Source organism: Alteromonas sp. DY56-G5 (genome assembly GCF_041414725.1).
Taxonomy (GTDB): Bacteria; Pseudomonadota; Gammaproteobacteria; order Enterobacterales; family Alteromonadaceae; genus Alteromonas; species Alteromonas macleodii.
On sequence record NZ_JANHZQ010000040.1, the window covers coordinates 1 to 12,776 of the forward strand.

A 12,776-nucleotide genomic window follows, 5' to 3' on the forward strand; every position below is an offset into this window, starting at 1 on the left:
GTCATGAATGTTCCCTTTATTTTTTATCTTACTGAATTTTAGTCATTATTTGTGGGGATACCTCAGACTCTGACCCCTTTATTTTTAGAAACGTCGCGTTGGCTCAACTAGCTCAAACCTGCGAACACTTAACCACAAACTGTTTGGAAATAAGTTAATGTACTCTGACCCCATTTTTTATATCGCGACTTGGAAGCTTATTAATGTACTCTGACCCCAATATTTTGCAGCAGCTGTTTGGTTTTTCGGCGTTTCGCGAGGGACAGAAGGAGGCAGTGGAATCACTGCTTGGTGGAAATTCAACGCTAGCGATTTTTCCCACTGGCTCGGGCAAATCATTGTGCTATCAGTTTGTTGCTACGCAATTGCCACACTTGACCTTGGTTGTGTCGCCACTATTAGCGCTGATGAAAGATCAGCTGGAGTTTCTTCATAGCAAAGGCATTGCAGCAGCGAGTATCGACTCTACGCTAACGCCCGAGCAAAACAAGCAGGTGATGAACGACGTGCGTTCTGGGCAGTGTAAAATTTTAATGGTGTCAGTGGAGCGTTTTAAGAACGAGCGTTTTAGACAGTTTATTGAATCTGTTCAAGTAAGTATGCTAGTTGTCGATGAAGCACACTGTATCTCTGAGTGGGGCCACAACTTTCGCCCTGACTACTTAAAACTCCCCGCGTATCAGAAAGAGCTTAATATTCCGTTAGTACTTCTGCTCACAGCTACTGCCACTAAAAAAGTAAAAGAAGATATGGCAGCGCGCTTTGATGTTGCGCCAGCCAACATTATTCAAACAGGGTTTTATCGACCCAACTTGAATTTGCATGTTCGCCCAGTACATGAACCATATAAAAACCAAGCCTTACTTGAAGAAATTCAAAAACAGAAAGGTGCGGGTATCGTTTATGTCACGCTGCAAAATAGTGCAGAAGAAGTAGCCCGGGTCCTACAGCAACAAGGGTTTGCTGCAAAGGCTTATCACGCTGGTCTCGACAGTGATGTAAGACAAGGTATCCAGCAAGATTTTATGCACAATAAGCTTCAAGTTGTTGTGGCTACCATTGCATTTGGCATGGGCATTGATAAGTCGGATATTCGCTTTGTTGTTCATTACGACTTACCAAAGTCTATTGAAAACTACAGTCAAGAAATTGGCCGAGGTGGACGAGACGGTAAAGCCGCAAACTGCACGGTTTTAGCTAACCTTGACGGGCTAGTCACCATAGAGAACTTCGTTTATGGCGATACACCAGATAAAAGCGCCATTCAATGCGTAATAGATGATATCAGCGCACAGGCCCCCGCTCACATAAATTCAGCGGCGCACAATGATTCACCTACCAACGGCGAAAACAATGTTTACCAGTGGGAAACGCAAATTAATAGCTTATCGAGTGCCAGCAACATACGACAGCTTCCGCTTAAAACCCTGCTGGTACAGCTTGAACTCGCCAACGTTATTCGCCCTTTGTATGCCTATTTTGCTGAATACAAATTTCGCTTTATTTCAGAGAAAACCACCATACTCGGCCTTTTCTCAGAAGAACGGGCTCGCTTTCTAGACGCCGTATTCACTCATTCAAATATGAAAAAGGTGTGGGGCATTGTAGATTTCGACAGTATTTATCAGCATTACGGCGCAGAGCGTGCAAGAGTGGTTGCCGCACTAGAGTATTTACATGAACACAATCATATTGAGCTTGCCTCGCGCTTAATAACTGACGTATACCGCGTGGACTACGAAAAACTGCAAAATGCCGACTTAGCTAATAATCTGGCTCACTATTTCGCTGAAAACGAGCGCAAAGAAATAGAACGTATCGCCGCGCTGGTAGGCTTCTTCGAACTTAATACTTGCTTAAGCTATAACTTATCGGCGTATTTTGACGATTCCCAAGCGCCCAATGAATGCGGGCACTGCAGTGTATGTCAGGGAAATGTGGCTAAGCTCAGCTATTCAAACCCAATTCCCACACCGAACCCAGACCAAATATCAGAGGCCATAGCAGCACTAAAAGCGCATTTGAGCGGAAAATTTGATGGCCCAATCACATCATCTATTTGCTGTCGTTTTCTAACTGGCATGACCATGCCTTTGTTCACTCGATTTAAAGTGAGACAAGTAAAGGGCTTTGGGTCTTGTGAAAACTGCCGATACGCTGATGTGAAAGCAATGGTAGATGCTATAAATCAGTGAACGTAGCAAATACCCTAAATCTAATTTATAGTGTTGAGTGAATCACAATTAGCAAGTGGTAAAGGAAAATATGACGCTAATTCAGGGACAAGAACATACTCCTAAGGGATCGCTAGTTGTAGTTGGCACTGGAATCAGTGTTGCGGGTCAAATGACGATAGCGACCAAAAGCCACATCGAAAATGCTGACATTGTGTACATGGGGATTATGAACAAAATTGGTGAACACGTGGTCACCAATATTAACCCGAACAGTGTGTCTTTAGACGACCTTTATCAAGAAGGGAAATCTCGCGCTGTCACCTATGCCCAAATGGCCGACCGCATCGTGCAATCAGTTGTTGAAGGTAAAAAAGTATGCGTGGCTTTTTATGGTCACCCAGGCGTATTTGTTACGCCTTCTCATGAGGCTATTCGCAGAGTGCGGGAACTTGGCCTAGATGCGCAAATGCTCCCCGGCGTGTCTGCAGAAGACTGCTTAATTGCGGATTTGGGAATAGATCCCTCTCGCTTTGGCTGTCAGTCTTATGAAGCAACTCAATTTTTGTTTCGCGATTACCGCATTGATCCTCACATGACGCAAATCATCTGGCAAATAGGTTTAGCCGGAGAAGCAACGCTAAGCGTGTTAGATGCTAATCACAGTGAATCTGGGCTTGCCATGCTGGCTGACATTCTGGCCGAGCACTACCCAGAAGATCACGAGCTGATTATTTACGAGGCAGCCACCCTGCCCCTTTGCGAGCCAAAAATACAAAAAGTGTTGCTTCGCGAATTACAGTTCGCCAAGCCAACATTAATTTCGACCCTAGTTGTACCCTCACTTGGCATGCCAGCATACCGTCAGGATCGTTTGGCAAAGCTAGGTTTAACTGAGCAGCAAGTTATTGACTTTAGATCTCCAAAAGTAAACTAAAAGGAAAAAACGACATGGCAAAGAAAACAATTGTAGATTTCTTGGTTGAGCTAGACAGCAACAGCAAACTAATGGATGCGTATAAAAAGGACCCTGTGGGCACTGCAGAAAAGTACGGTTTATCTGGTGAAGATCTTCAGCTAATTAAAGACCAAGACTGGGACGAAGTAGCCAAACGCTTTGATGATACAAGCAAGGCTACCCGCGTAATTAGCTACTAGTCGTTATCTTTTTAAGCTAGCTGAAGTAGAAAGTGAAGCGCCGTTTGAAATGTATCTTCGCTATCGTTTGTTTTACGATGGCGCTTCCTACTTTTGCGCTTTTAAAAGAACCACTTAACACCACATCATCAGTCACTACGCTAGACGAACTGAAACAGCGTATTCAAAACAACGATGAGTCTGTAGAAACCACATTCACCGAGCTAGGCTACTTCTTCGACGCCCATCCGAATGCTTTTCAACAAGCCCGCTTATTCAACCTAAGAGCTTATAAGCACATACTTGAGCAAGACCTTGTTGCGGGGTACGAAACTCTGTTGGAAGCCCGCAAGCTTGCGAAAAAAGGCGGCAACACCATGGCGCTGGCAGAATCTTTTCGCTTAGAAGGGCTAATTTTGGACTTGTCAGGTGAGCATGCTCGTGCACTCGAAGCGCTCAACAAATCCCTTGCTGCTTTCATTGAAGTAAATAGCGATAACGCCTTGCTTGTATATAGCGCTATGGGCAATGTGTACATGTCGCTGCAAAACTACGAAATGATGTTGCAGCTAGGTCAAAACTTCCTCGCCGCAGCCCAGCGTTTAAATGATAAAGAAAACAAAGCCATTGCTTACTTTTTCCAAGGTTACGCGCAAACGGAACTGGGCGACTATCAAGACGCTAAAATAAGCCTTCTGCTGGCAGAAGAATTGTTCAAAGAGGTGCACTACCCCTTTATTGGCATTGTTCATACCAAAATGGCTGAGCTACATATCGCCCAAGGCAATTTAACTGAAGCGCTGACCATGTTGAACCGCGCTGCGGAATCAGATCGCAAAGTTGGTTTTAAATACAACGAAGGGTCTAGACTACTGCGCTTGGTCGACATCTACATTAAACGCAATCAAATAGACTTGGCTATTAGCGAACTTGAAGGTGGATTAAAAAAAGACGCCATAAAGAACGACAAATCAGTGGTTTTAAGCATGTTGGAAAAGCTCATTTCACTCCTTGAATCAACCAACAATTTTGAAGCCGCATTAGAATATTCAAAGCTATACACGAAAACTTATGAAGAGAGTTTTAATGAACAGCAGTCAAGATTGTTAGCCCTTAACCGCGTGCGGCTTTCTATTTCCGAAAAAGAAGAAACCATCAAGCTTCTAGAGAAAGACAACCAGTTAAAAGAGCAGCGTAACCTTATACAGAAAAAGCAAAACACGTTTCAGCTGTATTTCATCGGTTTCGTGATCCTTTCATTGGGCTTAGTCGTTGGCCTATGGCTTAGAACTCGCCAACAACGTAAGGCGCTCGATGCACTTACTCAAGACCTTCAGAAAGCAACAAAAGCAAAATCTGACTTTCTTGCACGCATGAGTCACGAAATTCGCACGCCGCTTAACGCCATTATCGGCCTGACCAAGCTTTCGCAGCGGGCTGCAGAAGATAAAGATCAACAAACGAACCTTATTCAGATAGAAGGCGCATCGCAAACCCTACTAAGTATAATTAACGACATACTCGACTTCTCGAAAATAGAAGCGGGCAAGCTTGATATTGAATCGACGCAATTCAATTTAGACGCGCTAGTAAACCAAACCATTAGATTGCATTTAGGGCGCGCTGAGGAAAAGCACATAGAGCTTATTCAGCATATATCACGTGACGTACCGTTAAACCTTATCGGCGACCCGTTACGCATACAGCAAATTCTAAGCAATTTAGTTAGCAACGCTCTTAAGTTTACCGAGGATGGACTGATTTCGGTAAGCGTTAGATGCACGCATAATGTAGAAGACATTCAGCTTGAATTTGAAGTTAAAGACACAGGGATTGGGCTAAACAGCACGCAAAAGGCATTGCTATTTCAACCATTTAACCAAGGTGATGAGTCTATATCTCGCCGATACGGCGGCACCGGCCTAGGCTTAGCAATATGTAAGCAGTTAGTCACATTAATGGGCGGAGAGATCTGGGTTGAGAGCCAACTTGGAAAAGGCGCAAGCTTTCATTTTACCGTAACCGTTAAACAGGATGCTTCCCAACAAATTGTATCGCCGTCTAAGCAACTTTCGTTACTTAAGGTGCTTATTGCTGATGACATTGGCGTGTCGCGCGACGCTATTATCGAGTCGCTATCGGTAGCTAACATTAGAGCGGATGTTGCGACCGGCGGTAAAGAAGCCGTAGCCAAAATGCGTGCTGCTGTGGGAAACAGTGCGCCTTACGACGTACTTATTTTAGATTGGAATATGCCTGACATCGATGGATTGGAAGTCGCAGCCATCATGAAACAGGAATTTTCAATTAAGCCACCGAAGGTGATAATGCTGTATGCATTCGAGTCGCCTCATATGCGAGAGCAGGCGAACCAACTAGGTATTCGAACCTTCATTAAAAAGCCTTTTAGCACCAGTGAGCTTGTAGATAAGCTACAAGAGCTTTGCTTAAACGTGAACACAAGAACCCTACCAGCAGATGCTGCGCCTGTGCCTAATCTGCGAGGAACGAAGATCCTTTTCGCAGAAGACAATACGCTGAATCAAAAAGTAACCCTTGGTCTGTTAAACGACACCCACGCGAATATTGAAGTGGTTAGCAACGGCTTTGAAGCCATAAAAGCCTTACGTGAAGATAACAGCTATGACGTGGTATTGATGGATATTCAAATGCCCGTTATGGATGGGTTAACAGCAGCTAAAAAAATCAGAGATGAGCTGAAGTTAACGTTGCCGATTATTGCCATGACGGCTCACGCCATGCAGCAAGACATCGACAAGAGCCTGGCAGCGGGCATGGACGGCCACATCAACAAACCGGTTGACCCAAACCGCTTCTTTGACGTGCTTGTTGAAGTGCTAAATAAAGGAAAGTCGACGGCGACCACTGAAGTAACCGGCGAGGCGAGAATAGAGGCATCATCATTGACATCCATAGACAAGCCTAAAGCATTACAGGCGGTAATGGGTGATGATGAACTTTATAATGACCTACTAAACGATTTTCTAGAGCTAGAAGATGAGCTTAACGCGCTTAAACAAGCCATAGATAATCGTGACTTCCCTTCTATTTCGCGAAATGCGCATATTTTCACAACTGCTCTTCGGTACATCGGCGCTTATACGCTTGCGGAATTGGCAAGTTCAATAGAATTAACCATAAAACGTAACGAGCACAAAACAGCAGATAAATTCAGTAATCAATTAGAAGTGCTATACAACGCTTTATTAGAATTAAGAGAAAAAGTTAAGAAAAGGTAATTTAAAGGAAGGACGCAAAGAACGTTCATTTACTCTCGCACTATGAACGTTAGTAATCATTGTGGGCTTACACAATGAGACAATGAAACCGCGAACTGATTTTTTCCTTGTTTTTTAGCTTTATAAAGAGAACTATCCGCCTTTTGATAAGCAGATTCATACTGTGCGTAAAAATCGTTAATTGGTGCAACTCCAACGCTTACTGTAACTTGGATATTCACACCATTATCTAAATAAAAAGATTCGCTAGAAACGCTTTTTACCAACCTATCAGCTAACTTTTCTATTTTATCTTCAGAGCACACAAAAATTACGAACTCTTCTCCTCCTAATCTAGCGAGAACATCTCCGCTTCTAACTACACTTGATAAACGTGTGGAAACTTCCTGAAGGACTTTATCGCCATAAGAGTGTCCATAAGTATCGTTAATCTTCTTAAAGTCGTCGATATCTACAATGAGAAGAAAGCCACTGGCATCGTCTTTTATACTCATTGCAGCTTCAAAACCTCTGCGATTAAGTAATGCAGTAAGCGGATCATGATTCGCAGACGTTTCAGCCGCTTTTAAAGCTGATACTCGCTTTTTATTCAAAATTCCGGCTATCGTTAAAAGTGAAAAGAAAAACAATAGGTTTAATGCCAATATAATAGAAAGCATGATGGTATTAGCCGCGACTTCTTGATACTCAATGACGGCATCGGACACTGCTTCTACTGCAGAGGAAGAAAACAAAACAGCCAAGAAAGATAGCTTTTTCACTGATGTCCCTTTCGCTTAAGTAAATAAATAATTTCAATGAAAAAACAAGGAATACTAAAATAGACGACAGAGATTAACCCCACAGCTAAAACAGGCCCTGTAAGTAATATAGGTAATGATGAGAGCAACACGAGCTTTGCTGCTAGAAGATGCATCCACCCCATAACAAGCAACATTAATCCACAATAGCGAAATGGCAATTGCGTCATGTTACGGTGAAAAATCATTAACCCAATAAGGAAAATGCTTAAAGAAATGGCAGCGTATACGTTTGCTGTAGTGTGTAAATTTGCTAATAGGTTACTAAACGTTAAATCACTGAAATTCCAAAATTCAGGCAATCGAGCTAGAGCAAAAAACTCTAGATTGGCGAAGAGGTTTATAAAATCTAAAACCGGGATGGATAGCTTGTCTTCATCGATATCCAGAAGAAATATAAGCCTAGCAACAAAGAAAATTGAGAAAACAGATAAGAGCAGAGTAGTGTAGTTAAGCTGCGGTGACAGCTTTGGTGAGTACTTTGCTCTTGCTGCCAATTTAGTTTGGGAACTAAATTGATTTGTTTAGTGACTCAAAATTCCCAAAGTAACAACAACTTCGACTCTAGCATTCCAATTTTTATTTTTAAGGCCTTGATACTACTACTTGAGAGTATTTGGTAGTGTTAAGGCTCTATATCAAAACAGCGCGGTTCTGATGCAATGAGCGCCCTTCGTTAATTCAACTGACCAATATAGATTGAGTCGCAACTATTAATTTTTTTATTCTTCGAAAAAGCCAACTCATCATTAGCCACGCGGCTTTTAATGAAATAACGTATAGTTTAACCACACCATGAACCTAATTAAACTTTTCTTCATGTTTAAGTGAAATTTCGACGACGCCTGCTTTATTAACCTTCTTGTGTTTCACCAACCGAATTTAGTCAACATATTGAGGTACTCACATGAGAAAAAAATAAATTGATATCCTGGCTGAGTCAAAGAGGGACAATAGTATAAATAAGCAATTTAAGTTCCGCTCTACCTTATCTGTTTTCCGCTCATTTTCAATGCAGACGAATCACTCGGTGCACTGACGGTCGTGGCTATATAACGTTAAGGTATTTGAACAGGCAGCTATGAGTGAGGATCGTTCTAGCTAACCCCTTTTACGCAATTTCTCTATAAGGCTGCCTAGTCAGCCCAGCTCGGAAAGCCGCATCACGTTGCTGATTGCGGCTTTTTTACTCCCTTTACAGAATTTAATTACACAGGGCTAAATTTCTATTTAGTCGCGCGTCAACACGTGAAAACCTTTCTAATATTCATAAAAGCACATCAAAAAGATGGTAAATTGGTTAAATCGTAGAAGCCGCGCTTAAAAACTACGTAAATCAAACGCTGTTACCTTTTCTAATAGAGTCACAAAATAAAGGTACGTTTAACGCGAGACAAGGTGACGTGCGTTGAGGTTTTACCAAGGAGTAAAAAGTTGTTCAGGGTTGGACTATTCATTTTAATAACATTAATGAAATTTGCTCATGCAAATTCGAGTGACAGCATTGAGCAGAATAATGTTCTGGCGTTTCACGCAGACAATGCATTTCTTACTGAAAGGGTAAATCTGCAAGGCAATCCCTATTCTACTTCTGTCGATACGGTACAAATGCTAGTTGATGAAATAGGGTATACAGATCCGGTGCTTCATGTTCCTCTTGTGCGTTCTTTTGCGTATATGCAGCATGGCGAAAACATTTGCGTACTTAATAAAATAAAAGCACCTGAACGCGAAAAAAATCACCTTTACTCACTACCGCTTAGCTTTTTCCAGACACAGCGTTTTTACCAACTGGCTTCACTGCCACCAATAGAAAAAGAATTTTTGGATGAAAAAGGCAGAATACTGAGCATATCTCGTGTATTAGAAGCCTTTCCAGACTCTTTTATTGTGTTACCAGAAGAATACTCATTCGGTGAAAGGATAGATGACGATCTAAAGCAAGTTAATCGAGAGCAAATCCTTCGTATAGCAAATAATATTTATTACTCTCGCTTTATGGAAATGTTTTCAAAAGGAAAGTCTGATTTTGCGCTCATTTTTCCAGCAACTTTATACAGAAGTTTTGGAGAGAACATGCCTATTAAAGTGCGTAGTTACTCTATTGCAGATAACCCTGACTACGTATCAGGCCACGTTATCTGTCCCAATACGCCTCAGGGTGCAGAACACATAGAGCGTATAAACGCTGCAATTAAACGCATCTATTTAACACCTGCGTTTATTAATGCTCATACGCGCTATTTGCCCGCTCAGGACAAACAAAACTTGCGAACTATCATCGAGCAATCTATTGAAAAGTTAATGCTGTCCAATTAATGACTTGGTTATTTTTTGACAAGTTTGAGTGACTATGACAGCTTAGGTAAATTCAATTATAAAAAGAAACTCGCGCCTGATAGCGGGAAAGGGAATTTCAAATGTATCAAAAGCTTGTCTGTGTTTTTATCGGCGCCTTACTTACTTTTAGCCTTAGCTTTCACGTAAACGCCAAAGTGCGTGGCGAGGCCGTGGTTACAACAATAAAGTCAGAAATTTTGAATGAGTCGCGAGAACTGCTTATTCACTTACCTAATAACTATTCCCGCTACAAAGAATCCACCTACCCAGTTTTATACTTGCTAGATGGACAGCGTAATTTTGCCCATACCGTAGGCACGCTTGATCTGCTAAATCAGTCTGGAATGGCGCAGGAAATGATTGTTATCGGTATTACCAACACCGAGCGCACGCGAGACTTCACACCTACCTATGATGAAAGCTACAACCAGTGGGGAATATCTGGTGGTGCCGACAACTTTTTAGACTTTCTAGAAAAAGAACTAAAGCCTTACGTAGGGGCAAACTATCGCACCAATAACTACGCGATTGTTTCTGGGCATTCATTAAGCGCCCTTTTTACCTTATACGCACTGCAAGAGCGGCCTGAACTGTTTCAAGCTTACTTCGCATTTAGCCTAAGTTTGTGGTGGCACGACGAAGTGATATTTCCAGAGGCAAAAGCGTTCTTTGCGTCAGATAGCGACCTTAACAAATATCTATACATAAATATGGGTAACGAAGGTGGAAACATGCTAAGCGCATACGAACGTTACGCTGAACTGCTAAATAGCAGCGAACGAAAAGGGCTTACCTTTGATACCGAACTAGATACATCTGAAAGCCACAATACGACTGCTCTTGCAGGTATGAGCTTGGCGCTTCAAAAGCAGCTTAATTCGCTACGCCCAACAGGTGCGATAATACAAGAAGGTATTCCTGCGGTAGAGCAATACTATAAAGACCTTTCTGCAAAATACGCTTTTGAAGCAAAGCCAGAATATAAAGCCGTAAACCACGCGGGTTATGCGGCGCTAAACAACCAAGAGTTTGACTCTGCCATTACAATTTTTAAGAAAAATATAGCTCGCTTCCCTAACAAATCTGATGCCTACGACAGCCTGGCAGACGGTTATGAAGCTAACGGCGATTTAACCATGGCACTTGAAATGCGAGAGAAAGCGCTAGCAATGAGCTATGAAGAAAATGTTGAAAATGGTGCTTTTAAAACGCGGCTGGCAAACTTACGACAGAAGATTGCGGAAGGTACAGGCGACTAGCTATCAAGTGCCTGAACTAGAAAATCGTCAGCATTGACCGAATAATAGTAGGAACGTACTCTGGTACGTTCACTCGTAATGGAATACACATAATGACATCAATCAAGCTCTTTTCCTCTTTAACACTTTCGTTTTGTTTAGCTTCGTTATTGGGCTGTACAGAGTCTGAAACCCTGCCCGCCTCCCCTTCTGCTGCCGCAGAATCGCAAGAAGCCAACCTTTTAAAAACTGGGCTTACTGAACGCATTCGAATTGAAGGGCAAGAGGTTGATTACCAATCTTTGGAGCAAAGACAAGCGCATTATGATGTACCTGGTGTGTCTGTCGCGTTTATGAGAAATGGACAAATAGCTTGGACCATGCAAAGCGGCGTTAAAGATTTTACTTCTGAATTGGCTATTGATGAAAACACGGTGTTCCAAGCAGGCAGTATTTCAAAACCCGCATTTGCGGCAGTATTGATGAAGTACCGCGAAGATAACCCACTAGATTTAGATGCAGATGTTAATACCTTACTCACCAGCTGGCAGTTGCCTGAACATGAATGGACTGGGCAAGACGTTGTTTCTTTACGCAGATTGTTAAGCCACACGGCGGGTACCACAGTACATGGTTTTCCTGGTTACGCAGCGGGCGAACCAGTACCTAACTTGCAGCAAGTGCTAGAAGGTGCATTTCCAGCTAATACCGATGCCGTTGTTGTTGATATTCAACCTGGCACGCAAATGCGTTATTCCGGTGGCGGCACTACGCTTGCTCAGCTTACCTTGCAGGACGTAGCTAACGAGCCCCTGCCAACTATGTCACAACGGCTTATGTTTAAACCTTTAGGCATGACGCGTTCTGGCTTCGAACAACCCATATCGACCAACTTATCAAACAATATGGCTACGCCGTATGACGGAGACGGTGCGCCAATTAAGGGTGGCGCGCATACTTACGCTACGCTTGCAGCAGCAGGTATGTGGAGCACGCCATCAGACATGTTGAAATTGGCAAGTGGCGTGCGCAGTGCGTATTTAGGGCAGAAAACCGACTGGATATCGCAAGCCACCGCGCAGGAAATGTTAACCAACAATACGCCAAGCACTGAGCCGCCTAATGTAGGAATAGGCTTTTTTATCAATATGGATGATAACGGTGAAATTTTAGGCTTTGGTCACGGCGGCGCAGATGCTGGGTTTATGTCCCAACTATACATTGAGCTAGATACCGGCAACGGCTACGCCATTATGACGAACGGCAACAACGGTAGGCAGTTAATAACTGAACTAGAAATACGGCTAAAAGAAGCGTTAAACGTAGGCTACTCGGAAGCTGAAGTTAGGAAGTTAGTACCCATAAGCCAAAAGGAATTAAGTAAATATACTGGAACCTATGTGGTGACCAACCCAGTGAATGTTGATGTGGTGTTAGAAAAAACAGCCAATGGCTTTGTACTTAACGCGTTACCTTATGTTGAAAATGAAAAGTATTTTCATGAGGGCGGCGGTCGATTTTTTGCCAAGAATGGGAGTAGTATTCGTTTTGAGGGTGATGCTGAAAGCGATGGCGGATTGGTTAAGGCGCTTGTGATGGATGGGGGGATTCGGGGTGTTAGGAAAGAATAATTGGTAAAAGAAAAATTATTGAATTGTATTTAAAAAGTAGAGCGCGCTCAAATGTGACTCCATACATCCAAGGTTAGCCTAAGGCGCCCACCACCAACAACTTAATATTATTTCCTAAACCAAAGCAGAAAGCGCTAACCCGCTCTAAAAATGATGGCTCAGCTAGTGAAATTATTATTTTTTGACAATGGACATT

Annotated in this window: 9 protein-coding genes; 7 read left to right on the plus strand and 2 right to left on the minus strand. The window is 42.7% G+C overall.

What is annotated here, in order from left to right; translation table 11 throughout:
- The first annotated feature begins 203 nt into the window (after positions 1 to 203).
- The 4 genes from NO989_RS16940 (at position 204) to NO989_RS16955 (ending at position 6,571) form a co-directional block, all read left to right on the plus strand.
- Positions 204 to 2,195 (plus strand): ATP-dependent DNA helicase RecQ, encoded by a 1,992-nt coding sequence (locus NO989_RS16940; RefSeq protein ID WP_156086763.1) that lies wholly within the window; start codon positions 204 to 206, stop codon positions 2,193 to 2,195.
- A 70-nt stretch (positions 2,196 to 2,265) separates the two neighbouring features.
- The gene (locus NO989_RS16945) at positions 2,266 to 3,111 is read left to right on the plus strand and encodes an SAM-dependent methyltransferase (protein WP_269350901.1); all 846 of its coding nucleotides are present in this window, start codon (positions 2,266 to 2,268) and stop codon (positions 3,109 to 3,111) included.
- Between the two features lie 14 nt (positions 3,112 to 3,125).
- Complete coding sequence (locus tag NO989_RS16950; protein WP_014977183.1) at positions 3,126 to 3,332, plus strand: hypothetical protein; 207 nt, start codon at positions 3,126 to 3,128, stop codon at positions 3,330 to 3,332.
- Between the two features lie 77 nt (positions 3,333 to 3,409).
- Positions 3,410 to 6,571 carry a response regulator gene (locus tag NO989_RS16955; protein WP_348671050.1) on the plus strand — a complete coding sequence of 1,054 codons (3,162 nt, stop codon included), beginning with the start codon at positions 3,410 to 3,412 and terminating at the stop codon, positions 6,569 to 6,571.
- Between the two features lie 56 nt (positions 6,572 to 6,627).
- On the opposite strand, the gene NO989_RS16960 is transcribed toward NO989_RS16955, so the two are convergent.
- Both NO989_RS16960 and NO989_RS16965 read right to left on the minus strand, forming a co-directional pair.
- Positions 6,628 to 7,332 carry a GGDEF domain-containing protein gene (locus tag NO989_RS16960; protein ID WP_101565503.1) on the minus strand — a complete coding sequence of 235 codons (705 nt, stop codon included), beginning with the start codon at positions 7,330 to 7,332 and terminating at the stop codon, positions 6,628 to 6,630.
- Entirely contained in the window at positions 7,329 to 7,868 is a 540-nt protein-coding gene (locus tag NO989_RS16965; protein WP_371342934.1) for a hypothetical protein, read from the minus strand. Before NO989_RS16965 ends, NO989_RS16960 begins: the two co-directional genes overlap by 4 nt.
- Positions 7,869 to 8,841: 973 nt before the next feature.
- On the opposite strand from NO989_RS16965, the gene NO989_RS16970 reads away from it, so the two are divergent.
- The 3 genes from NO989_RS16970 (at position 8,842) to NO989_RS16980 (ending at position 12,580) form a co-directional block, all read left to right on the plus strand.
- Positions 8,842 to 9,690, plus strand: a complete 849-nt coding sequence (locus NO989_RS16970; protein WP_231506548.1) for a hypothetical protein — start codon at positions 8,842 to 8,844, stop codon at positions 9,688 to 9,690.
- Between the two features lie 101 nt (positions 9,691 to 9,791).
- Complete coding sequence (locus NO989_RS16975; protein ID WP_348670897.1) at positions 9,792 to 10,970, plus strand: alpha/beta hydrolase-fold protein; 1,179 nt, start codon at positions 9,792 to 9,794, stop codon at positions 10,968 to 10,970.
- 92 nt (positions 10,971 to 11,062) lie between these two features.
- Positions 11,063 to 12,580, plus strand: a complete 1,518-nt coding sequence (locus NO989_RS16980) for a serine hydrolase domain-containing protein (protein ID WP_348670898.1) — start codon at positions 11,063 to 11,065, stop codon at positions 12,578 to 12,580.
- The last annotated feature ends 196 nt before the right edge of the window (positions 12,581 to 12,776 follow it).